This window comes from Shewanella sp. SR1, from assembly GCF_020447145.1.
GTDB classification, from domain to species: Bacteria; Pseudomonadota; Gammaproteobacteria; order Enterobacterales; family Shewanellaceae; genus Shewanella; species Shewanella baltica.
Genome location: NZ_JAJAEF010000031.1, coordinates 24,092 through 48,123 on the forward strand (window position 1 = coordinate 24,092; position 24,032 = coordinate 48,123).

Consider the following 24,032-nt stretch of genomic DNA (forward strand, 5'->3'; position numbering starts at 1 on the left):
CACATCAAGAAGTTATCCTTGCGAATGCAACAATCTTTTTTATGTTAGCAAGAGGTTAACACAGTTAAACTGGCTGCCAATCAGGGTTTGCGAATAACAGCACATCCTTTAATAACCAAATCGAATAAAGAAGAACAAACAATCACTTCTAAAAGCGCCACAGCAGATTATGATTCAATAGTGCCAACATAGGAGCAAGCAATCCATGAGCAAAATTTTCGAAGACAATTCATATACTATTGGTAATACCCCGCTAGTACGTTTAAACCGTGTTAGCCAAGGTAAAGTGCTGGCCAAAGTCGAAGCGCGTAACCCAAGTTTCAGTGTTAAATGCCGTATCGGTGCCAATATGATTTGGGATGCCGAGAAAAAGGGTCTACTGACTAAAGATCACGAGCTGATTGAGCCGACGTCTGGTAACACAGGTATTGCGCTGGCGTATGTTGCCGCGGCCCGTGGTTATAAGCTTACCCTGACGATGCCAAATACCATGAGTTTAGAGCGTCGTAAGCTGCTTAAAGCCCTTGGCGCAAATCTCGTGCTAACAGAAGGCGCGAAAGGCATGAAAGGTGCGATTGATAAAGCGGAAGAAATCCGTCAATCGGCTCCTGAAAAATACATTTTATTACAGCAGTTTAATAACCCTGCTAACCCAGAAATCCATGAAAAAACCACAGGTCCAGAAATCTGGAATGATACCGATGGCGAAGTGGATGTGTTTGTTGCCGGTGTAGGTACGGGCGGTACGATTACAGGTGTCAGCCGTTACTTGAAAAAAGTAGCAGGCAAAACCATTACCTCAGTGGCGGTTGAGCCAGCAGATTCTCCTGTGATTGCGCAAACCTTAGCGGGTTTACCGGTACAACCTGGTCCACATAAAATCCAAGGTATTGGCGCAGGCTTTATCCCTGGTAACTTAGATTTAGAGTTGATTGACCGCGTAGAAGCAGTCACCAACGATGAAGCCATCGACATGGCCCGTCGCTTAATGCAAGAAGAAGGCATTTTAGTGGGTATTTCATCGGGTGCCGCCGTTGTTGCCGCAAACCGCATCGCTGAATTACCAGAATTTGCGGGCAAAACCATTGTGGTAATTTTGCCATCGGCTGCCGAACGTTACTTATCTTCAGTCTTGTTCCAAGGCCAATTCGGCGACGAAGAAAACATTCAATAATCGACGTTGGATTCCCCTTTAAAATACCCAGCCCTTTAAATACCCAGCCTCTGCTGGGTATTTTTATTTGTGACATTGCATTAATTAGATCCCGACTGCAGAGCGCAAACAAGTTCCGGCTCAAGTTTGGATGCAGCTCATAGTTCTCAGTATCACCAGTAGCATTAGCGGCTCAGTGAGTTATAAAGAACGGATATTCTCGCCAATTTATTCCTTTTTATGCCTTTTTACCGCACTCCAAGTCATATCAGCGCCTTTAATGCTAAGTTTGAAGCGCAAAAAATCGCCTTTGGCCCCATTAGTTTCCAAGTCGCACACTGTCTGCTCAAATTCGATGTGCTAGCGCAAATAGATAACGCGGCTGAACGTGGGATCACTGCGGCCGAGTTAAGCCAATCGACACCACTGAGTGAGTACGCCCTTGGAGTCTTGCTGGATATGGGGCTCAGCATGGGGCTCGTTTGGCAGCATGAGTCTGGCTATGTACTCGACAAAACGGGGCACTTTTTACTCCATGACGACATGGCCGCCATCAACCTTAACTTTGTGCAGGACGTTTGTTATCAAGGCCTTTTTAGCCTTGATACCGCACTACTCAAAGGAAAGGCCGCAGGACTCAAGGTTTTCGGTGACTGGGATACTATCTACCCTGCCTTGAAGGATTTACCACCCAAAGCGAAACTGAGCTGGTTTGCCTTCGATCATTACTATTCGGATCATGCCTTTCCACAGCTTCTGCCGTTAGTGTTTGCCCATAAGCCAAGCCATTTAGTGGATATAGGTGGCAACACGGGGAAATGGGCGCTGAGCTGCTGCGATTATGACGCCAACATTGAAGTCACGATTATGGATTTTCCAGGGCAACTTGAAGTGGCGACGCAAAATGCCATCGCGCGGGGCGTTGCCGCGCGAGTCCATACCTTTGCCACCGATCTGCTGGACGACACCCTGCCTTTTGTCGATGGCGCGGATACTTACTGGATGAGCCAGTTTCTAGATTGCTTTTCAACAAGCCAGATCCTGAGCATTTTACAACGCACGGCAAAGGCAATGACGCCAAGCAGCCAACTCTTTATCGTCGAAACCTTTTGGGATAGACAGCCATCGGCCGCCTCTGCCTATTGCGTAAATGCCACTAGCCTCTATTTCAGCGCCATGGCCAATGGCAATAGCCGCATGTATCACTCTAAGGATTTATTGGCCCTGCTTCACCAAGCGGGACTGTATGTGGATGAAGATACAGACAATCTTGGCCTAGGGCACACGCTACTGCGCTGTAAACTCAAACCTTAAGTTTAATGGCAACCTTTAAGTAAGAAAAAATTATTATATGAATAAAATTAATCAAATTTATTTACCATTGATACCCGCAGTACACTGAGGACATCAAAACAGCGCCCCAAAAAAGCGATGTTAAGCATTGTCAGTATTGAGAGGTATTCAACATGACTTCAAAACGCAAACGCTGGACATCCCACGCAGCTAAACTTCCCAGCCCTATGGCAGGGCTAGCACTTGCCATTGCCAGCTTAGGTTGGACATGGGAGAACATGACACCTTCACTTAATGGCGCAGGACAACTCACAGGCGCCATCATCGCCTCTGTGTTGCTGTTACTGCTCATGGGTAAGTTTATGCTGCATCCGACTATTCTAAAGGACGAACTCAGCCACCCAGTGATTGGTAGCGTGATCCCCACCTTCGCCATGGGGCTGATGGTGGTGTCTAAAACACTCGGCGATTATTTCCCCCAAGCTGGCTTAACCCTGTGGCTAGTGGCCATAGGTATACATGTGCTCTTCTTAAGCGCGTTTATCTACTACCGCGCCATCGATTTTAAACTCGAGCACATGGTACCAAGTTGGTTTGTGCCACCGATTGGCATCATAGTCGCGGCGGTGTCTTTCCCTGTATCTGACTACCAATGGCTAGCAAACGCCATTTTGGTTTTTGGAATGTTAGCTTACTTAGTCATGCTGCCTTTAATGCTCTATCGCCTCATTTTCTGTCAGGCGATACCCGACGCAGCTAAACCAACCATTGCGATTCTCGCGGCGCCCGCCAGTTTATCACTCGCAGGTTATTTAACCGTTTGCGAGCAGGCGTCAATTCCCTTAGTCGCCTTACTGCTGAGCATCGCCATTTTGATGACGAGCATCATCTACTTGGCCTTCTTTCACCTGTTAAAGCTGCCCTTTAGCCCAGGCTATGCCGCCTTTACCTTCCCTATGGTTATCGGTGCAACCGCGCTCTTTAAAACCGCAGCTTGGTTAACCCAGTTCAATAACATGGGTGAATTAGCGGTATGGATAAAATACCTAGCAGAGTTCGAGCTTGTGATCGCCACCTTAGTGGTTGTCTATGTTGCTCTACGCTATTTAGGACACTATTTTCCAGTACGCTTTAAAGCGATAGAACAAACAAACATACTTGAGAGTAAATAAACAGAATTACAGTTTGTAAAATGTATTAGTTTTACATGAGAGATTATTTTCAAACTAGAACATAAACAAAAGGAAGGTGAATATATATTCACCTTCCTTTTATATTTAAGCGATTACACTTTTGATATTAATTTTAACAAACGATTACTTATTAACCTTTACAAAATTGAGTGCTGTAATTGTTGAATCCATCACTACAAATCGTGAAGAACAAAATTACATCAAATTAAACCGCACAAAAAACCTTATATAGTCCAACACTTAAAGCGTTTAATTCTCAATATATAGAATGGCAAACCCTATATTAATCAGCTTTTATCTTTTTTACATGAAAATAATTAAAAAATATTATTTTCACAACTCAACACTCGATCCAAAATAAAAAACAAAAACAAAATACCTCATTAACAAAGCGCGCAAAAACAAGAAACAAAAAGAAGTATCACAAACAAATTCCTCAGTAAATACACAAAACTCCCATGTTTATTGGCTCAAGACAAATCTACTTACAACCTTTAAATGATTTAAACTAACAAATTAACAACAAGATCCATTAAAGCTCAGTGTTGCACTTGTTATTTTCTTGTGTTTATATCCGGAGCTTAATTAAATGAGTGCTTATTATTTACATAAGTAACCATTTAAGAAAAATAAAAATAAACATACAACATGTGTTAAGGGAGAATAAAATGCGCGCAAATTCTACATTAGCCAAAGCGGTTCGCTTTGCGTTAATAGGCGGAGCTGCTACAGCGGCTTTATCAACGTCAGCAGTATTTGCTGCTGAAGACGGTGCAAAAGTTGAACGTATTGAAGTAACGGGCTCACGTATTAAACGTACCGATATGGAAGGATCATCACCCGTTACAACTATCAGTGCCTCCGATATAGAGAAAACAGGTGAAATGTCTGTTGCTGACGTACTGCGTAGAAGTAACTTAAACAGCTTCGGGTCTACTTCAGAACGTTCAGGTAGTAGTGCTCAGTCACAAGCGACAATTAACCTCCGTGGTGCGGGTTCAGATCGTACTTTAGTGCTATTAAATGGCAAGCGTATGCCAGGCTCGCCAACATTAGGTGGAACCGCTGTCAATCTTAATACTATCCCAACTGCTGCGATTGAAAGAATTGAGGTATTAACAGATGGTGCTTCCGCAGTATATGGCTCAGATGCTGTTGCTGGCGTAGTCAATATTATTCTTAAAAAAGGCTTTGAAGGCCTTGAAGTTTCAGCGACCAGCTCACAACCAGTGCAAGATGGTGGTGAAGAATGGAAGACACAAATTGTGGGTGGCGCTGTTGGTGAAAAAGGCAGTGTCACTTTCTCTTTTGAACACTTAAACCGCGAAATCATTTATCAACGTGATCGCTGGTTTTCAAGTTCTTCCAATGTCCTAGCGCCAAAATTTGACGATACCACTGGCGTTTCATATTCTGCCCGTAATTTCCTTGATGGGAAAACAGGCAAATTCAAACCCATGACGGCTTGTGATAATCCTAAGATGGTGGGTGGCGGGCATACCTACGATGGTGGCAGTGGTAACTATTTCTGTGGTTACGATTTTACTGCAGAAGCTGCAAACCATGCTGCACGCTCTTACACTGCTGGCTATGTAAATACAGAATATGAACTTTCTGATGAAATCGTATTTCAAGGCTTAGGTCTATTCTCTCGCAATGAAACTTTCGGTCGCTATGCTCCGGCCGCAGGCTGGTTTAATGTCGCCCCAGGCCAAGTTGAAGTAAAAAATTATGATGCGGATGGCAAATACACTGGTAACAGTTTGAACGAAAATGCTGGGCGAGCTTATTATCGCTTCACAGATGTTGGTACTCGTGATGCAAAAACTGTCGATTACAGCACTGATATACAATTGGGATTAGTTGGTACACATGACAGCTTTGGCTGGGACTTCACATACCATTACAATTTAGCTGAAAACAGTAACTATGGTACTGGATATGTACACAGACCTACGGTTGAAAGATATGTGAAAGATGGTATTTTCAACTTTGGTCCTGAAGGAAATAGTGCATCTGTTATAGCGGACATGGCTCACGAAACCCTCAAGCAAGACATAATGGAGTTTCAAAGTGTTAATGCTGGTGTAAACTTTGAGGCCATTGAGTTACCTGCTGGTAACATTGGTTTGTACTTAGGAACTGAAGCTCTCCAATATAAATATGACGCTAACGTTGATGCGCAAACTGCTGCTGGTGCCGTTATTGGTTCAGCTGGTAACGGTGCTTCAGGTGATCGTGATGTCTATGCACTGTTCGCCGAATCCATTATCCCTGTAACCGAAGACTTAGAATTAAACTTAGCTTATCGCTATGATAACTACTCTGACTTTGGCTCTGCAACAACACCAAAAGTCGCTCTAAGATATCAAGTCTTAGATGATGTTGTATTCAGAGCATCATGGGGTCAAGGTTTCCGCGCTCCATCATTATCAGACCTAATTGCAGCAGATTCTTTCAGTGCAGATACAGCAACGGATTACCATTACTGTGATGTGCAAGGCACTAATGTTGCTGGCTGTATAGCTAAGCAATATGATGTGACACGCACTGCGAATAGCAAATTACAACCAGAAACATCAGATTTCTACAACTTAGGACTCGTATGGGATATCACTGATAAGCTAAGTAGTAAAGTTGAGTATTACAGCTTAGATATCAAAGATGTTATTACTTTTGTCTCTTTAGACTCACTATTAAAAGAAGAACAAAAAGTTGGTTACGGTAACTTAAGCCGCGGTGAAATCAAACGTATAGGCGATAATCCGAATGGAATGTTGTTGTCAGCAACAACACCTAAAGCAAATGGCAAAGGTTTCGATACTTCTGGTATAGACTTCAATCTAACATATAGTGGATTTGAAACCGCTATTGGTGACTTTAGCAGTTCGTACGATCTAAGCTATATTCTTTCATATAATGAGGAAGAATATTTTGAGGGGCCAGTAAATGATAAAATTGGCCGTAATGGTATGCCTGAATTCAGGTTCACTTGGGTTATCGACTGGAGCTATGGTGATCACTCAGCATCAATATTGACACAATATATTGATGGTCAATCAGAAAAAACAGATCCAAAAACATACGCCCAAGTTGGAAGCTTGTCTTCGCAAACCACATTCGATGTTAGCTATGGCTATGCTACACCGTGGGAAGGAAAAATTAGTTTAGGTATTCGTAACTTAACTAATGAAGATCCGGTTTTAGATTCTAATCTTAAATATGATGCTTCTCTATACAGCCTATATGGCCGTACATTTACGGCAACATATACACAGAAATTCTAATATCGTCTTTATCAATTAGAACCTAATCAAAAAACGGCATCTTCGGATGCCGTTTTTATTTGCTGTATTTGCGAAGCCCAGTGAATAAGCATAAAAATGCCCAGCTATTTGCTGGGCATTTTCTTATCCTTCAACAGGTTATTTAAAACATTCTAGGAATGCTTCGTCAGCTTGATTTCACTCGCATGTTGAGGTTTTTCGGTATGTGAATGGGGCGCAGAAAAGTGCTCATGATGAGCTTTGTGTGGATCGCTTGACGGCGTTTTCCCCTGCTCTACCCACCAATAACCTAAACCCACAATCACACCGCCGCCGACAATATTGCCAAGGGTGACTGGGATTAAGTTGTTGAATATAAAGTTAGTTACAGTTAAATCAGCAAACTGCTCTTGAGTCACACCTAAAGATGTGAAGAATTCTGGGCTGGCGATAGATTGGATCATCATGCCCATAGGCACCATAAACAGGTTAGCGATACTGTGCTCAAAACCGCTGCTGACGAACATGGCCACGGGTAAGATTAACAGTAGGGATTTAGTTAACACATCACGGCTGGCGAAGGTCATCCACACGCCTAAACACACCAACATGTTACATAAGATGCCTAAGCTAAAGGCTTGGATCCAAGTGTGATGCAGTTTGTGTTGCGCAACTTTAAGGGCATTTAATCCCCAGTTACCGCCATCGAGTTCATACATGCCCGCGGCGGTGATTAAGCAAACCATCAGTATAGCACCGACAAAATTGCCCGCATAAACCCGGCACCAACATTTGAGTAATTCAGCGCTAGAGACCTGTTTTTGTGCCCAGGCGACGGTACTCAGTACTGAGCTGGTGAACAGCTCGCCGCCGCAAACAACCACTAAAATTAGGCCTAAACTAAAGGCTATCCCACCAACGAAACGAACTAAGCCCCAAGACGCATCGCCAGCACCTGTGGTCACTGTCAGATAAAATACAAAGGCTAAGGCGATGAAGGCGCCAGCAAACACAGCCAGGCCAAAGGATTGCCAAGGCGCTTTAACCACTTTGCTAGTACCGTAAATTTCCGCCTGATTGTAACAACTAAAGTGCGCTGAAACCTGTGGCGCTTCGTGGGCAGTGTTTGTCACCGTTGGGGTTGATGATGGATTTGGGCTTTTCATTGCATGACTCCAACTTCAGATAAACAGACTTGAATGCGTAGCATATATCTCTCCTGCAGCGCCGTTGCGCAGATAGCACGAATCAAAACCGAGATGTTGATTTGCTGAAAATGATGATTCACTAAAGTCTCGCTTTGTACCATACAACGCGCTAATGCTGTGAAGTAGATATTGCTAAAGCGTGATGTTATTCACACCAAAAATGTGAAAACTTTGAAGCCAAAAACACAAAAGGTTAATTGGTCTTACCAATAGCGGTCAATTTTAGCCACCAGAATGACATGCTATTTAGGTTGTCCATAACACCAAAATGGCTCGTATCCAGCTAATTCAACTCTCAAGTACACTCGTTATCAAACTTGCTATCAAACGGTTCACAAAATCAGCTTCAGTAAACTCAGCTCTACTCAGTCGTGAAGCATTGATTTGGCAGTAAAGCATAGATGTGGCAATAGATTGACTCGCACACTTCAATATCGACTGGATTGACTCCGCCAGCGCTCCACGCCTCAGTATTGACAGTTTAGCCCAGCAGCAAGCGACAACATGCCTGATGAGTGGTAAAAGCCTTGCTCAGCCACTCTTTTATGTTTTTTAGCGGAATTCAGGCATTACCGTTTGGCCAGAGGGGGAAACCCTATGCCATTCCCTAAGCATCAACGAGATTAGCGAATAAACTACAATTAATACAAATAGCTAACAAGGAGCTTGTTTCTAAGTCACGAACACAACAGCCACTGTCATACCCTATTTATCCGGCCATCACCAACCCAGCAAAAATCAATCTATACGAGGATAGATTTCTCCCAGATAAAGGGGGACAGTAAATGACAACAACCATAGGTTTATTGATCTAGGAAGTCATAGGTTTGAATGTCACACCAAGTTGAAAAGCGTGCTGTATTCCTAATTGTGGTAAAAAAATGCTACCTAGCTAGCAAATTTGGGATTAAGCGAGCACAAACCAATCCGTTTAAGATGCGATAGCGGCAGACCTATGTTAATATGCTTGTGGGCAATTGGTCTTACCAATTACAAAAGAGATTGATCGGTAGCCGATAATCAAAGTAAGCGAATATTTGTCATCTTATCGGGTATCAATAGACAGACTTTTGGAGTGACAGCACTTCAAAATCCAGTTCCCATCATAGGGCGTCATCATGAAGGGAGCTTTATTTCAGGAATTAGCTATTGGCTTATACTCAGCATCGCTTCACGCTGATCGCCAATAACCTTTATCTCAACCAGAAGGTATTAGTACGATGACCGAAAAAACTGAACTGTTTGCCAACGCATGGGAAGGCTTTACCCCTGGCGATTGGAAATCTGAAGTCAATGTACGTGACTTTATCCAACAAAACTACGCGCCTTTTGAAGGCGACGAATCATTCCTTGCCGGTGCCACCGAAGCGACCACAACCCTGTGGGATAAAGTCATGGAAGGCATCAAACAGGAAAACCGTACCCACGCGCCTGTTGATTTCGATACTAAGATGGTCTCTACCATCACTTCCCACGACGCTGGCTACATCAACAAAGAATTAGAAACTATCGTTGGCTTACAAACAGATGCACCGCTAAAACGCGCTATGTTGCCTAACGGTGGTATTCGTATGGTGGAAAGCTCATGCGCTGCCTACGACCGTGTGCTAGATGAAGACGTTAAATACATCTATTCAGAACTGCGTAAAACCCATAACCAAGGTGTATTCGATGTTTACACCCCAGAAATTATGGCTTGCCGTAAATCAGGTATTTTAACAGGTTTACCTGATGCTTATGGCCGTGGCCGTATCATTGGTGACTATCGCCGTGTGGCACTTTACGGTATCGATTACCTGATGAAAGATAAGTTTGCCCAATTCACTTCACTGCAAGCGCAGTTCGAAGCGGGTGAAGAATTATCAAATGTTATCCAATTACGTGAAGAAATCGCTGAGCAACACCGTGCACTAGGTCAAATGAAGAAAATGGCTGCCAAATATGGCTGCGATATTTCTCGCCCAGCGACCACTGCACAAGAAGCTATTCAATGGACTTACTTCGGTTACTTAGCCGCAGTGAAAAGCCAAAACGGCGCGGCGATGTCATTAGGCCGTACCTCTTCATTCCTCGACATCTATATTGAACGCGATCTGAAAAATGGCACCTTAACTGAGCAACAAGCTCAGGAAATGATTGACCATTTCGTGATGAAACTGCGTATGGTACGTTTCCTACGTACTCCAGAATACGATGAATTGTTCTCTGGCGACCCAATTTGGGCGACTGAGTCAATCGGCGGTATGGGCTTAGATGGCCGTACGTTAGTGACTAAATCAAGCTTCCGTTTCTTGAACACCCTTTACACTATGGGTCCAAGTCCAGAGCCAAACATCACAGTATTGTGGTCAGATAAACTGCCCATCGGCTTCAAAAAATATTGCGCCAAAGTGTCTATTGACACTAGCTCAATCCAATATGAAAACGATGACCTAATGCGTCCAGATTTCCAATCAGACGACTATGCTATCGCCTGTTGTGTAAGCCCAATGGTTGTGGGTAAACACATGCAGTTCTTCGGTGCCCGCGCCAACTTAGCTAAAACTATGTTGTATGCGATTAACGGCGGCGTTGACGAAAAGCTGAAAATCCAAGTTGCCCCTAAAGCCGACCCTATCACTGACGCCGTATTAAACTACGACGACGTGATGAATCGCTTAGACGGTTTAATGGATTGGTTAGCGACTCAATATGTCACTGCACTGAACTCAATCCACTTCATGCACGACAAGTACTCTTACGAAGCGGCGCTAATGGCACTGCACGACAGAGACGTACGTCGCACTATGGCTTGTGGTATTGCGGGTCTGTCTATCGCAGCCGACTCACTGTCAGCCATCAAATTCGCCACAGTAAAACCTGTTCGTGATGAAAACGGCATTGCAGTTGATTTCGAAATCAGCGGTGACTATCCAAAATTTGGTAACAACGACCCACGTGTTGATGATATCGCCTGTGACTTAGTTGAACGTTTTATGGCGAAAATTCGCGACCGTAAAATGTATCGCAATGCGATCCCAACGCAGTCAATTCTGACCATCACCTCAAACGTGGTTTATGGTAAGAAAACCGGTAACACCCCAGATGGTCGTCGTTCAGGTGCGCCATTTGCACCGGGTGCAAACCCTATGCATGGCCGTGATGAAAAAGGCGCAATCGCTTCTTTAACCTCAGTGGCAAAACTCCCATTTGCCCACGCTCAAGATGGTATCTCTTATACCTTCTCAATCGTGCCAAATGCGCTGGGTAAAGATGATGATGCTCGCCGTACCAACTTAGCGGCATTGATGGACGGATACTTCGACCACAATGACAAAAAAGAAGGTGGCCAACACTTGAACGTCAACGTGATGAACCGCGAGATGCTCGAAGATGCCGTTAAGCATCCAGAAAAGTATCCACAGCTGACCATCCGTGTTTCTGGCTACGCTGTGCGCTTCAATTCACTGACGCCAGAGCAGCAACAAGATGTGATCACGCGTACATTCACCAAAGGTCTGTAAGCTAAATTAGTCAAGGCTGTAGTACACTGTGCTACAGCCTCACTTATTTTAACAGGAGTCACAATGGCAGTTATCGGTCGGATCCACTCAGTGGAATCCTTTGGCACAGTCGATGGTCCAGGCATACGGTTTATCACCTTTATGCAAGGCTGTTTAATGCGCTGCCAGTATTGCCACAACCGTGACACTTGGGATCTTGATGGCGGAAAAGAAGTTCTGGTCGATGAGTTAATGAGTCAAATCATCAGCTATCGGCCTTTTCTCGATGCCAGCAATGGTGGTGTTACGGCCAGTGGTGGTGAAGCCATTTTACAGGCAGAATTCGTCGCCGAATTATTCACAGCCTGTCAGCAAGAAGGTATTCATACCTGTTTAGATACCAATGGTTTTGTACGTAAGTACACGCCAGTAATTGATGAGTTACTCGACCACACTGACTTGGTCCTGCTCGACATCAAGCACATGGACGATGAAAAACATATTGAGTTAACTAAAGTCAGCAACCATAGAACATTGCAATTTGCGCAGTATTTGGCAGAGCGTAATCAAGCAACTTGGATACGGTATGTGGTGGTGGGCGGATTTACCGACGATGAAGCATCGGCATTACAACTGGCCGAGTTTATCAAGCCCATGAAAAACATTGAAAAGGTAGAATTGCTACCCTATCACGAATTAGGTAAACACAAGTGGGAAGCCATGGGCGAAAGCTATCAACTCGATGGCATATCACCACCGAGCCGAGAAACCATGGAAAAGATCAAAGCCGTATTTGTTGGGCAAGGGATTAACGCGATTTATTAATCCACAGTAATAGAAAAGCCAACACGGATAACAGCAGCAACGGCCTAAAGTTCTTCCCAATAACTGGCATCTAAACGCTCAAAGGCTATTTTTAAAATCAGGGCCATATCGAGATAACAGGCTTTAGCGCCTAAAGTTTGGCAATTGATACCCATGGACGACAACTTCGCACTCAACTGGTTACTCCAGTCGAACAGCGTTAACGGTAATGGATGGCGCGCTCGCCAACCTAACCACAGCAGCCCCTGTAACGGTAAGCTGATGAAAAATAAACCGAGAGTGACAGCTTGGGGCAGAAATGCCCAACCGTGAATATACAGCTGGCTCATACTCACAAAAAACGCCAACACTGGCATCACCAGTATGGCTAACTGAGTAGCTCGGACGACCCGATACTCAGGGAAATAAAAACCCAGTTGTCTAACCATAGGCCAAGTCTTCATATATTGATGACCATCACCTAAGGTTTTGAGGATCTTAATGCTCAATTTTAGACACCAACTACAATGGAATACTGCTTTTACCATAGCACAATCTGGCGAATCGCCCCAAGACTGTTATGGTAAAAACACCGCAGATCCTAATTTTTTTGAATCGTTATATTAAACACAATGGCAAAGGGTTTACACATGTCAAATAATCTGGTTTTAGTTCTCAATTGCGGTAGCTCTTCTCTCAAATTTGCCGTCATTGACGCGCAAACAGGTGACGATCAAATTTCTGGCTTAGCCGAATGTTTTGGTTTAGAAGACTCGCGCATTAAATGGAAAATCAACGGCGAAAAACATGAAGCGGCCTTAGGCGCATTTACGGCTCACCGTGAAGCAGTTGAATACATTGTTAATAAAATCCTTGCGGAACAGCCTGAATTAGCAGCAAAAATTCAAGCCGTTGGCCACCGTATCGTTCACGGCGGTGAAAAGTTCACTCGCTCTGTGATCATCGACGAAAGCGTGATCAAAGGTATCGAAGATTGTGCTTCACTAGCCCCCCTGCACAATCCTGCTCACCTTATCGGCATCCGTGCAGCCATTGCCTCTTTCCCTAAATTGCCACAGATTGCTGTATTTGATACCGCTTTCCACCAAAGCATGCCAGACAGAGCTTATGTCTACGCCCTGCCTTACAAGTTATACCGTGAACACGGTATCCGTCGTTATGGCATGCATGGCACGAGTCATTTATTCGTTAGCCGTGAAGCGGCAAAAATGCTCAACAAGCCCATTGAAGAAACCAACGTTATCTGTGCTCACCTGGGCAACGGCGCGTCGGTCACGGCCATCAAAGGCGGCAAAAGTGTCGACACGTCTATGGGCTTAACCCCATTAGAAGGTTTGGTCATGGGCACACGTTGTGGCGATATTGACCCTTCAATCATCTATCACTTAGTTCACCAACTGGGTTACACCTTAGAAGAAGTGAATAACCTGATGAACAAGCAAAGTGGTCTGCTGGGGATTTCCGAGCTGACTAACGATTGCCGCGGCATCGAAGAAGGTTATGCCGACGGTCATAAAGGCGCGACCTTAGCCTTAGAAATCTTCTGCTACCGTTTAGCCAAATACATCGCCTCTTACACTGTGCCACTGGGCCGTTTAGATGCAGTCGTCTTCACCGGCGGCATTGGTGAAAACTCAGACTTAATCCGTGAAAAAGTACTCAACATGCTGGAAATCTTCAATTTCCATGTTGATAGCGAACGCAACAAAGCGGCACGTTTCGGTAAGAAAGGCATCATCACTCAAGATAAAGGCACGATTGCCATGGTGATCCCAACGAACGAAGAATGGGTTATCGCCGAAGATTCAATTAAACTGATCAACAAATAAAAAATGACCTTAGCCGTTTGCTCACCCAAACGGCTTTACGCTTTACATAGCCATACTCACAAGCAAATTTGCAGAAACTCTTCTGCCAAAAACCATCGAAACTAGAGGTTTTTATGTCTCGTAATATTATGTTAATCCCCATAGGTACCGGAGTCGGCCTGACCTCCTTAAGCCTTGGGATGGTTCGCGCACTGGAGCGCCACGGAGTTAAAGTTCAGTTCTTTAAGCCGATTTCCCAACTTAGACCTAATGATAACGGCCCAGAACGCTCAACCACTATTCTGAGCAAATCGCCGACAGTGAATCCGTTAGAGCCCTTCGACATGGCCCATGCCGAAGCCTTAATTCGTGCTGACCAAACCGACGTACTAATGGAGCAAATCATTGCCCGTGCGTCCGATTGCGCCAGCAACACTGAGACCTTAATTGTTGAAGGTTTAGTGCCAACCCGTAACCATCCCTTTGCCGACGATGTGAACTATGCCATCGCTAAAGCTATGGATGCAGACGTGATTTTTATTGCCACGCCGGGTAGCGATACTTCAACTGGGTTGATGAACCGCCTTGAAATCGCCTACAACTCTTGGGGCGGAAAAAAGAACAAACGCCTGATTGGCGCTGTGATCAACAAGATTGGTGCTCCCGTTGACGACGAAGGTCGCGCGCGCCCTGATCTCTCTGAAGTCTTTGATCACCAAGGTGTTCAACGCTCAGATGCGGCCAGCATGTTCCAAATGCCAGGTAAAAGCCCACTGCGTATTTTAGGCAGCGTGCCATACAACCTTGATCTTGTTGCACCACGTGCCTCGGATCTGGCGAAGCATTTAAGCGCACGCATTCTTAATGCCGGCGAAATGCATACCCGTCGTCTGCGTAAAGTGACGTTCTGTGCCCGCAGTATCCCTAATATGGTGACCCATATTAAGACTGATTCACTACTTGTGACCTCAGGCGATCGCTCAGATGTCATCGTTTCAGCCTGTCTTGCGGCCATGAACGGCGTGAAAATTGGTGCCCTGCTGTTGACGGGTAGCTACGAGCCAGAGCCAGAAATTCTTAAGCTGTGTGAACAGGCCTTTGAAACCGGTTTACCTGTGTTCTTAATCGACAGCAACACTTGGCAAACCTCGCTCAACATTCAACGTTTCGACCATGAAGTACCCGTAGATGACGCGGTTCGTATCGATCTTGTGCAGGATTATGTGGCCAGCCACATCGACCAAACTTGGATTGAAAGCGTCACTAAAAACTCGCCCCGTGAGCATCGCCTGTCACCACCCGCTTTCCGTTACAAACTCACGGAATTGGCGCGCGCCGCCCACAAGACTGTGGTGCTGCCAGAAGGTGATGAGCCACGTACCATTAAAGCGGCGGCCATTTGTGCCGAACGCGGTATCGCTCGCTGTGTACTTTTAGGTAAAAAAGATGAAATCCTGCGTATCGCCGCACAGCAAGATGTGGTTCTGGGCGAAGGCGTGATCATTATCGATCCAGAAGAGGTGCGCGACCGTTACGTAGAACCTATGTTGGAACTGCGTCGCAGCAAAGGCTTAACGGAAGTCGTTGCCCGTGAACAGTTAGAAGACAACATGGTGCTTGGCACTATGATGCTGGCGCAAAACGAAGTTGACGGTATTGTATCTGGCGCGGTTAACACCACAGCCAATACCATCCGCCCACCACTGCAATTGATCAAAACGGCACCGGGCTCAAGCCTTGTTTCGTCCATCTTCTTTATGTTGATGCCAGATCAAGTGCTTGTTTACGGTGACTGCGCAATTAACCCAGATCCCAATGCAGAGCAATTAGCCGATATCGCCATCCAATCAGCGGAATCAGCAAAAGCCTTCGGTATTGAGCCAAGAGTGGCGATGATCAGCTACTCAACCGGTAACTCAGGCACAGGTTCAGATGTGGATAAAGTGCGTGAAGCAACGCGTATCGCCAAAGAAAAACGTCCAGATCTGATTATTGATGGTCCATTGCAATACGATGCGGCGGTTATGCCAAATGTTGCTCGCTCTAAGGCACCTGATAGTCCTGTCGCTGGCCAAGCCACCGTTTTCGTGTTCCCAGACCTCAATACCGGCAACACGACTTACAAGGCTGTACAGCGAAGCGCGGACCTGATCAGTATCGGTCCTATGCTGCAAGGTATGCGCAAACCTGTGAACGACTTATCTCGCGGCGCGTTAGTCGATGATATCGTCTACACTATCGCCCTAACGGCAATTCAAGCAGCACAAAACGACGCGGCTAAAGGCTAACACAGCGAAATCTGCATAGCGTTACGCGCAAAAAGCACTGGTACTTACCGGTGCTTTTTTTATGCTCAAATTTTGCTTAAGCAAGGCTATCGCGCTGCGACAATGGCTCAATAGCAAAGTCAATATGGCAAAATAAGCAGACTAAATACGAGGAGAAACGAATTAAGCGGTGTGAATAAGGTGAGTAAACGGCGAAAAATATCCACAAGTGAAAGTGGAACATGGCGGAAAACTGAAAAGCGTCACTTTTTAACCAGCAGATAAAGCAAGACAATATCAGTAACTTACAAAGTATCACTGAAGTCTTCAACATAGTTTTCCACAGTTTCTGTGGATAACCTTTTTATATGCCTTCTAACTATATGCCACACTCAATAGGCTTGAGTCAACGCATTTTCCCAATAGATCGCAAATAACGACAAAACTTGTGCATTAGAGCTAAAATCGCGATACTCAGAACAAATTCCAATAACTAAAATTTATGCGAACTCTATTATTTATCTCCCTGCTGTTCCTCTTTGGTTGTGGCGATCCATCGACGGAAAATCAACGCCAGTTATCGCCCGAAGAAGTGAGCTTAGGCTTTTTTAAAGCGATTTATGTCGATCGCGATGTTGAACAAGCCAAGCAATTTGTCGATGAGCCAATTAAACAAGTGCTCACCCATTACTATATTGCCGCCGCAGTGCAGCGCAATATGCTCGGCCTGTCGATGACCAATGTTGAAATGGAAATTGATGATATCGATATCGACTTCTTCCGTAAATTTACCAAAGATGTCATTGTCGTGATCAAAATGAAAGGGCTTAAAGGCGGTCAGCCGTGGATTGATGACAGGACCATACGTCTTCACAAGATTGGCAGTAAGTGGACTATCGTCGAGCTGATGCCAGAAAAGCGCAAAGTAAACGGTTAATCTCCCTTCCCGCTCGCCACTTTTATTGTGCATGTCTTGTCATGTGCTCAATCCTAGCGCCGATTTCAGCTAAAAAAATAGCAACCCTAAGGTTGCTATTTCAATGTGCTTGTTTTGTTACGTCCGACTCATAAGTACCGTCAGTCTAATCGTTATCGATTAGGCCTGGATCACTTCTTCTTCGCTTTCAGCAGGTAAAGACGTCAGTACATCGTCTTTCACTTGATAATAAGCATTTTCGTATTCATGAACTTCCATAACAACTCCTGCTTGATTGGGTAAGGTCGCAGAGGCATGTCATTCTATGCTGACATTTTGCCTATGAGGAAAGGGATATATTCCGTGGGCAGGAGTATAACAAAGCCAAAACTATAATTACAGAAAACTTTCAGTTTTGTTTCTTCCTCGATGACATTTAAGGCGTGTTATCACTTATAAAGCTTAAAATCTGTACCGAAAGCTGAAAGCCTTTCATCTTTGACGATGATATTTAGCCGCCCATGACGCCATTTAAATGCTGCCCTATATGCACAAACGCTATTAACAGAAATCGCTTACAAACAATGAATCTAGGGAAGTGTGACGCTAGCTGCTATCAATTAAGTAATGACGCGAGTAGGAGGTAAGATATGAACGCACTTATTGAGCTTGAAGCCACCACACTAACGACATTATTTAGCCACGGCGATATATTAGGGATCCGCATGTTTATGGAACACATGAATATGCCATTAGATGTTCAGGACAGGCTTTATGATGAAATTTCCGCCCTCAAACACTTAGACCAACATCAAGTCTGTAAAGTGATTGAAACCTTTGGACAATCGCAGCTCTCTGAGCGATTAAGCTACTGACGGAGCGTTTAAGCGAATGATTGGGCGATTATATAACTGAGAGATAATTTACTGAGTAGCCATTTGCTCAGTAACAATTTGCTCATAAACAAGTGACCGCGTAAAAAGCTAAACACTCAAGCTAGTTTGACAGCAAGGTTGCCTTGAGTTTGCACATCCATATTTGTTGCATTTTTAAAATCAGCAATTAAATTTTCCATTTAGCTTCATTAAAAACCGACAAAAAAGGCCAGTTAATACTGGCCTGTTAAGCTAAATCAAGACTAGGTTTGAGTCGATAAACGGTAACGCAGCACCTTAAGCGACTTCTCTTCCGACACATCCATAAACGCTGGCGGATTGGCTAAGCGCTCTATGTATTCGAGTGCTGGCGCCGCATCTGCGACCTGCTGGCGTAGGAAAGAGGTATCGAGCTCGGGGGCATTTAGACAGAGTAACACTTCGCCATTCTCGGCAAGTAACTCAGGTAAACGCCTGATTAAACGTACATAATCTTTAGTCGCGACAAAACTGCCCTTTTGATTGCTCGGTGGATCGGCCACAATAATGTCGTAGGGACCGAGCTTTTTCAGTTTGCCCCAAGATTTAAAAATATCATGGCCTAAAAAACGTGCTCCCGCACTAAAGTCATTCAGCAAATGATTCTGTTTGCCTATGCCTAATGCGCCTTTGCTCATGTCCATATTGACCACTTCATCGGCGCCGCCTTGCAATGCCGCCACCGAGAAACCACAGGTATAGGCAAATAAATTAAGCACTTTTTTATAGCGGGCATTTGCTCTCACCCACTCGCGGCCGTTGGCCATATCGAGGAATAAACCGTGGTTTTGTCCGCGCATTAAATGCACCTGAAAGCGTGCGCCATTTTCACTAACAATATGCGGCTCAGGCACTTCGCCTTGCAGCACTTGAGTAAAGGTCTCGCCCGCACTGCGGTATTGGTAGACTAAATTCAGTTGGCTATCAGCACGAATGACCTGCCAACGCGCCGCAATGGCCTGCTGGCATGTGGCTAAATCGTCATCGGCTAAGGGAGTGAAACTGGTCAGCAATAGCACTGGCGCAAACCAATCTAAACATAGGTGTTCACAACCCGCGTAGTGTCCTCCGCGGCCGTGAAATAACCGCACTGCATCATCACCTAATTCAATTGTCGCTAGCGCTTGTATAAAACTTTGCATCTTCTATTACTTACTCTCTGTTGTACTTATATCGGCGTCATCGCCATCGGAACTTGAGTTTTCCGTGTTGCTGGCCACGAACTTATCTTCAACATCGTCCGATAATAATATGGCTAACCAGTTACCACTCTTACTCGATTCGAGGGCAATTTTAACCACCATAGTCAGCGGCACCGACAGCAACATGCCCACAGAACCTAGCAACCAGCCCCAAAAAATTAACGATAAAAACACCACTAAGGTCGATAAGCCTAAGCCGCGGCCCATAAATTTAGGTTCAATCATATTGCCCATCACCATATTGGCACCGACATATAAAAGTGCAGTACCGCCCGCTGCCGCAGGGCCAAGCTGAATAAAGGCTAATAACACCGCAGGAATGGCGGCGATGATAGAACCGATATTGGGAATGTAATTAAATAGGAAGGCGATCACCGCCCATAGCATGGCGTAATCCACACCAATAATGGTTAAACCGACACCGACGATAACCCCGGTCGCTAAACTCACTAGCGTCTTGATCACCATGTACTGATTAACCGATTGCAAAAAGCGGTCAATCTGCTTGAGGCGCATATCGGGATCGTCCAGCGCCAGATGCAATTTCTTTGGCAACGATTGTGCTTCAAACAGCATAAATACGATGGTTAAGATGATCAGAAATAAATTCGCCATCACATTGCCAACACCCGACAGCATATTCGTGGTCATAGACAAGGCCATGCCAGGATCAAAATACGCTAACACTTGATCCTTCGAAATCTGAATATTGAAGGAATGTAACTTATTTAATATCCAAGCAAATTGCTCGACTAACTGCACCCGATATTGGGGTAATTGCTTGGAGAACTCATTGACTGAACTGCCGACAACCGAGGCTAACCAGAGGCCCATCAACACAATAAAGCCCATCAAGAGGATCACCGCAAGCCATTTAGGCACACGGAATTTGGTCATTAAACCAATCGCGGGATTACAAATCACCGCCAAAAAACTGGACAGCACAAACGGCACCACAATCGGGCTCGCCGCCTTAATCCCTGCCAAAATAATCACTACAAAGGCCATAACCGCAAAGCCACGGTAAGCAGCGGAGGGCGCATTAGGTCGCGTCATTTATTAAAAATCCTTCTTGATCTTAGATAAAATTGTTAGGCTAACCCGAGAACACACTTAACCTCAGAAACCTTAGCTTAAGATAGCCATTTGCCATTATGAAACCAGAAACCGCGATTATACGCATTAAAAACTTAAGACTTCGTACTTTTATCGGCATTAAAGAAGATGAAATTCAAAATCGCCAAGACGTGATCATCAATGTCGTGATCCATTATTGTGCCGAGCGTGCCCGTAACAGTGATAATGTTGAGGATGCACTCAATTACCGCACTATCACCAAAAAGATCATTGAGCTGATTGAGAATAACCGTTTCTCATTACTCGAAAATCTCACCAGCCAAACGCTGGCCATCGCCAGTGAGCATCCTTGGGTTGAATTTGCAAGTGTTGAAATCGACAAACCCCATGCCCTGCGCTTTGCCGATTCAGTCTCTATGGAGTTGTGTTATCAGAAATAATCTCGCTAGAAATACCCAGACTAAGTGATCGTTGCACACCGTATTTCGGTATATATCCTCAGAGCTCAACCGATAAGAGAGGTTCCATGAATATACTGATCACTGGCGCAAGCGGCTTTATTGGCCGCCAATTAGTCGAACGATTGGCGCCCCATCATCAACTGACGTTATTAACGCGTTCAGTGCAACAAACGCAAAGAATTCTCGGTAATCAGCACCATTACCTTGAGAGCCTCGATGCGCTGAGCGACCTGAATCATATCGACGCCATAGTGAATCTTGCGGGCGAGCCGATCGTCGCTAAGCGCTGGAGCAAAAACCAGAAACAGCGGATTTGTGATAGTCGTTGGGATATCACGGCAAGATTAACTCAGCTCATACAGCAGAGTAGTAATCCGCCTAAGATCATGGTGAGTGGTTCGGCCGTGGGTTATTACGGTCGTCATGATGATAAATTGCTTGATGAATCCAGTGGTGCCCATGTTGAGTTTAGCCATGACATCTGCCGAAAATGGGAGCAAGAAGCGCTTAATGCAAACACTGAGCAAACCCGCGTCTGCATTATCCGTATCGGGATTGTGTTAGGAAAAGGCGGCGCATTAGAGAAAATGCTACCGCCCTTTAAGCTCGGACTCGGTGGCCCAATTGGTCATGGACGTCAAGGCATGAGCTGGATCCATGTGCAAGATCTCATCTCCCTTATCGACTTTTTACTCAGCCAAGAACATTGCAAAGGCGTATTCAACGCCACAGCCCCCAACCCAGTCAGTAACGCTGTGTTTACCAAAGCGCTTGGAAAAGCACTCAATCGCCCTGCCCTTATCACGACCCCTCCGCTTGCATTACGCTTGGCTATGGGTGAAATGTCAGAGCTGCTGACCGAAGGACAGTTTGTTTATCCTAAACGCGCCCTCGAAGCCGGTTTTCAGTTTCAATTCAGTGACCTCGACAATGCCTTAACCGACGTGTTAGCCAAATAGGCTAGCACGCTGATGCTAACAATCTTGCGGAATCTTGCATAAAACATCGACTATTCGGGCGCTAATGCGCACGAATTTCGGTGCTAAGGCTGGCTAGATGTTGACGTAAGCACAAGCGCCACTTTAGTAACACCAGAAAAACAATATAGTAACATCATGATTTGTAATGTGATTTAGCGACAGCGCGGCACTTTTCTGCTAAACTCGCCTCCATTCGGTCATAGGAGGCACGCATTAATCGCCTCAACCTTGACCACAGATAGACTCAGCAACACCTCATAAATAGACAGTTATTTATGCTCAAGAACAGGCTATTTAATCTGCTGTTCTTGGCCTGTAAACCATAAAACGAAACACACTCGCGCTCACTCATCCTTTAAATTTTTATCGGATTGACACTGATCTGTCCTCGACATCAAGCGCTTAACATCCAGCATTAGCAGGTACTTAATAACAAGATGGGTGACTCCTCAATGGGCATTGTGCTCACTGAAATGCCCACACTAAGACAGTTTGTAAGGAATTTTCATGCACACGACCTATACGATTGGCGAGCTAGAATCATTTTTAATTGCCATTTTCGTGCTGTTTATCGGCCACTCCATCAATCGCCATGTACGTGTCTTTAGGCAATATAATATCCCCGAACCCATAGTGGGTGGCCTCGTTGTCGCCGCGGGTGTTGCATTTCTTCACTTTCAAAATATCAGTCTCGACTTCAGCTTATCGCTGCAAAATACCTTAATGCTGATGTTTTTCAGCACAATTGGCCTCTCAGCAAACTACAAGCTGTTACTTAGCGGTGGTAAAAAAGTCTTTATCTTTCTGGGTGTTGCCTCGATTTATATTGTTATCCAAAACGCCGTCGGCGTCAGTTTAGCCAATCTGTTAGGACTAGACCCGATTATGGGCCTTATCGCAGGGTCAATTACCCTGTCGGGTGGCCATGGAACGGGCGTCGCTTGGTCACAAACCTTTGCGGAAAACTACGGTATCAATACTTTAGAGTTTGCCATGGCCGCTGCGACCTTTGGTTTAATCATGGGCGGGATCATAGGTGGCCCCGTTGCGCAGCGATTAATCGGTAAACATAATCTTGTCTCTCGCTATGGGATTGGTCGCAAGCATCACAGTGAACATCCGCATTTAGTGACTTACGATCAGTTAGAAGAAGATCAAGTCACAGCCAAAACCATATTAGAAACCCTGTTTGTACTGCTGCTGTGTGTTGCAGGCTCAAAATGGCTCACGCTGTGGATCAGCCAATCGGGCATAGCTTGGCTCAAAATGCCCGACTTTGTTTATGCTCTCTTCCTTGGCGTTATCATCGCCAATATCACTGAACTCACCCGCGGCTATAAGCCCCATACTGAAAGTATCGATGTCATAGGCACAGTCGCCCTGTCACTGTTCCTTTCTATGGCTTTGATGACCTTAAAGCTATGGGAGATTTTTGATTTAGCCATCCCGCTGCTCGTCATCTTACTGGTGCAAACCGCAGTACTGGCGGTGTTCGCCTATTTCGTGACATTCAAAGTGATGGGCAGTAATTACGATGCGGCGGTGATCACTGGCGGCCACTGCGGCTTTGGTATGGGCGCAACACCAACGGCGGTAATGAACATGGGCGCGCTCGTCTCGCGCACAGGGCCGTCGCCCCAAGCCTTTATGGTTGTGCCTATCGTCGGTGCTTTCTTTATCGACATCGTTAACTTGATTGTCTTGCAGGGCTATCTGAGCTTTATGAAGTAGTCGCTTTTGAAGAAGTTACTTAATGTAAAGCATCGTTGAATCAACCTGTCCCGTCCTAAGATAGGTTGACAGTTTCTAGGCCAGCTCCAGTAGCTGGCCTTTTCTATTATGCACCTGATTGGGTGTTTCCATATCCAAACTCAGGTGCGGTCTCATTTCGTTGTATATCGCTATCGATTCTCTAACAAGTCTCTTCAGCTCTTCCAGCGTTTTACATCGGTAGAGTAAAAACTCCTGCTTCAGGATCCCGTTTACT

The 24,032-nt window shown here is 45.1% G+C and carries 18 protein-coding genes; 13 read left to right on the top strand and 5 right to left on the bottom strand.

What is annotated here, in order from left to right:
* The first annotated feature begins 205 nt into the window (after positions 1–205).
* The 4 genes from cysK (at position 206) to KV201_RS20035 (ending at position 6,926) form a co-directional block, all read left to right on the top strand.
* Entirely contained in the window at positions 206–1,174 is a 969-nt protein-coding gene (gene cysK, locus KV201_RS20020) for a cysteine synthase A (protein WP_006085400.1), read from the top strand.
* 219 nt (positions 1,175–1,393) lie between these two features.
* Positions 1,394–2,467 (top strand): methyltransferase, encoded by a 1,074-nt coding sequence (locus KV201_RS20025; RefSeq protein WP_226060362.1) that lies wholly within the window; start codon positions 1,394–1,396, stop codon positions 2,465–2,467.
* A gap of 152 nt (positions 2,468–2,619) precedes the next feature.
* A complete protein-coding gene (locus KV201_RS20030) occupies positions 2,620–3,618 on the top strand; it encodes a TDT family transporter (protein WP_226060363.1) in 999 nt (332 codons plus the stop codon).
* Between the two features lie 689 nt (positions 3,619–4,307).
* Complete coding sequence (locus KV201_RS20035; protein WP_226060364.1) at positions 4,308–6,926, top strand: TonB-dependent siderophore receptor; 2,619 nt, start codon at positions 4,308–4,310, stop codon at positions 6,924–6,926.
* A 152-nt stretch (positions 6,927–7,078) separates the two neighbouring features.
* Here the strand turns inward: KV201_RS20035 and focA are convergent, their stop codons facing one another.
* Entirely contained in the window at positions 7,079–8,071 is a 993-nt protein-coding gene (gene focA, locus KV201_RS20040) for a formate transporter FocA (RefSeq protein WP_226060365.1), read from the bottom strand.
* 1,262 nt (positions 8,072–9,333) lie between these two features.
* Between focA and pflB the strand changes: the two genes are divergently transcribed.
* Positions 9,334–11,616, top strand: coding sequence for a formate C-acetyltransferase (pflB, locus tag KV201_RS20045; protein WP_115334347.1), 2,283 nt, complete (start codon positions 9,334–9,336; stop codon positions 11,614–11,616).
* A 63-nt stretch (positions 11,617–11,679) separates the two neighbouring features.
* Positions 11,680–12,420 (top strand): pyruvate formate lyase 1-activating protein, encoded by a 741-nt coding sequence (gene pflA, locus KV201_RS20050; RefSeq protein ID WP_063884797.1) that lies wholly within the window; start codon positions 11,680–11,682, stop codon positions 12,418–12,420.
* A gap of 44 nt (positions 12,421–12,464) precedes the next feature.
* Here the strand turns inward: pflA and yfbV are convergent, their stop codons facing one another.
* Positions 12,465–12,908 carry a terminus macrodomain insulation protein YfbV gene (gene yfbV / locus KV201_RS20055; protein WP_086010619.1) on the bottom strand — a complete coding sequence of 148 codons (444 nt, stop codon included), beginning with the start codon at positions 12,906–12,908 and terminating at the stop codon, positions 12,465–12,467.
* Positions 12,909–13,049: 141 nt separating this feature from the next.
* On the opposite strand from yfbV, the gene ackA reads away from it, so the two are divergent.
* The 4 genes from ackA (at position 13,050) to KV201_RS20075 (ending at position 18,286) form a co-directional block, all read left to right on the top strand.
* Positions 13,050–14,249: an acetate kinase gene (gene ackA, locus KV201_RS20060; RefSeq protein ID WP_063884796.1), complete on the top strand. Its 1,200-nt coding sequence runs from the start codon at positions 13,050–13,052 to the stop codon at positions 14,247–14,249.
* A 113-nt stretch (positions 14,250–14,362) separates the two neighbouring features.
* Positions 14,363–16,516: a phosphate acetyltransferase gene (gene pta, locus KV201_RS20065; protein WP_006082162.1), complete on the top strand. Its 2,154-nt coding sequence runs from the start codon at positions 14,363–14,365 to the stop codon at positions 16,514–16,516.
* Between the two features lie 481 nt (positions 16,517–16,997).
* A complete protein-coding gene (locus KV201_RS20070) occupies positions 16,998–17,432 on the top strand; it encodes a hypothetical protein (RefSeq protein WP_226060367.1) in 435 nt (144 codons plus the stop codon).
* Positions 17,433–18,061: 629 nt separating this feature from the next.
* Entirely contained in the window at positions 18,062–18,286 is a 225-nt protein-coding gene (locus tag KV201_RS20075) for a hypothetical protein (protein ID WP_107404295.1), read from the top strand.
* A 263-nt stretch (positions 18,287–18,549) separates the two neighbouring features.
* Here the strand turns inward: KV201_RS20075 and KV201_RS20080 are convergent, their stop codons facing one another.
* Positions 18,550–19,467: a class I SAM-dependent methyltransferase gene (locus tag KV201_RS20080; protein WP_226060368.1), complete on the bottom strand. Its 918-nt coding sequence runs from the start codon at positions 19,465–19,467 to the stop codon at positions 18,550–18,552.
* A gap of 6 nt (positions 19,468–19,473) precedes the next feature.
* Complete coding sequence (locus tag KV201_RS20085; protein WP_011847129.1) at positions 19,474–20,583, bottom strand: AI-2E family transporter; 1,110 nt, start codon at positions 20,581–20,583, stop codon at positions 19,474–19,476.
* 98 nt (positions 20,584–20,681) lie between these two features.
* On the opposite strand from KV201_RS20085, the gene folX reads away from it, so the two are divergent.
* The 3 genes from folX (at position 20,682) to gltS (ending at position 23,776) form a co-directional block, all read left to right on the top strand.
* Positions 20,682–21,044 (top strand): dihydroneopterin triphosphate 2'-epimerase, encoded by a 363-nt coding sequence (folX, locus tag KV201_RS20090; RefSeq protein ID WP_006082167.1) that lies wholly within the window; start codon positions 20,682–20,684, stop codon positions 21,042–21,044.
* 86 nt (positions 21,045–21,130) lie between these two features.
* Positions 21,131–22,024, top strand: coding sequence for a TIGR01777 family oxidoreductase (locus tag KV201_RS20095; protein WP_006085415.1), 894 nt, complete (start codon positions 21,131–21,133; stop codon positions 22,022–22,024).
* A 528-nt stretch (positions 22,025–22,552) separates the two neighbouring features.
* Complete coding sequence (gene gltS, locus KV201_RS20100; RefSeq protein ID WP_006082169.1) at positions 22,553–23,776, top strand: sodium/glutamate symporter; 1,224 nt, start codon at positions 22,553–22,555, stop codon at positions 23,774–23,776.
* A gap of 75 nt (positions 23,777–23,851) precedes the next feature.
* Here gltS and KV201_RS20105 read toward each other — a convergent pair.
* On the bottom strand, positions 23,852–24,032 hold a 181-nt coding region (locus KV201_RS20105; RefSeq protein ID WP_226060369.1), incomplete at its 5' end, for an IS3 family transposase.

What these genes read in the sequence shown, in the direction of transcription:
- cysK (WP_006085400.1), top strand. Translation starts at nt 206, where the DNA reads ATGAGCAAAATTTTCGAAGACAATTCATATACTATTGGTAATACCCCG.
- KV201_RS20025 (WP_226060362.1), top strand. Translation starts at nt 1,394, where the DNA reads ATGCCTTTTTACCGCACTCCAAGTCATATCAGCGCCTTTAATGCTAAG.
- KV201_RS20030 (WP_226060363.1), top strand. Translation starts at nt 2,620, where the DNA reads ATGACTTCAAAACGCAAACGCTGGACATCCCACGCAGCTAAACTTCCC.
- KV201_RS20035 (WP_226060364.1), top strand. Translation starts at nt 4,308, where the DNA reads ATGCGCGCAAATTCTACATTAGCCAAAGCGGTTCGCTTTGCGTTAATA.
- focA (WP_226060365.1), bottom strand. Translation starts at nt 8,071, where the DNA reads ATGAAAAGCCCAAATCCATCATCAACCCCAACGGTGACAAACACTGCC.
- pflB (WP_115334347.1), top strand. Translation starts at nt 9,334, where the DNA reads ATGACCGAAAAAACTGAACTGTTTGCCAACGCATGGGAAGGCTTTACC.
- pflA (WP_063884797.1), top strand. Translation starts at nt 11,680, where the DNA reads ATGGCAGTTATCGGTCGGATCCACTCAGTGGAATCCTTTGGCACAGTC.
- ackA (WP_063884796.1), top strand. Translation starts at nt 13,050, where the DNA reads ATGTCAAATAATCTGGTTTTAGTTCTCAATTGCGGTAGCTCTTCTCTC.
- pta (WP_006082162.1), top strand. Translation starts at nt 14,363, where the DNA reads ATGTCTCGTAATATTATGTTAATCCCCATAGGTACCGGAGTCGGCCTG.
- KV201_RS20070 (WP_226060367.1), top strand. Translation starts at nt 16,998, where the DNA reads ATGCGAACTCTATTATTTATCTCCCTGCTGTTCCTCTTTGGTTGTGGC.
- KV201_RS20075 (WP_107404295.1), top strand. Translation starts at nt 18,062, where the DNA reads ATGAACGCACTTATTGAGCTTGAAGCCACCACACTAACGACATTATTT.
- KV201_RS20080 (WP_226060368.1), bottom strand. Translation starts at nt 19,467, where the DNA reads ATGCAAAGTTTTATACAAGCGCTAGCGACAATTGAATTAGGTGATGAT.
- KV201_RS20085 (WP_011847129.1), bottom strand. Translation starts at nt 20,583, where the DNA reads ATGACGCGACCTAATGCGCCCTCCGCTGCTTACCGTGGCTTTGCGGTT.
- folX (WP_006082167.1), top strand. Translation starts at nt 20,682, where the DNA reads ATGAAACCAGAAACCGCGATTATACGCATTAAAAACTTAAGACTTCGT.
- KV201_RS20095 (WP_006085415.1), top strand. Translation starts at nt 21,131, where the DNA reads ATGAATATACTGATCACTGGCGCAAGCGGCTTTATTGGCCGCCAATTA.
- gltS (WP_006082169.1), top strand. Translation starts at nt 22,553, where the DNA reads ATGCACACGACCTATACGATTGGCGAGCTAGAATCATTTTTAATTGCC.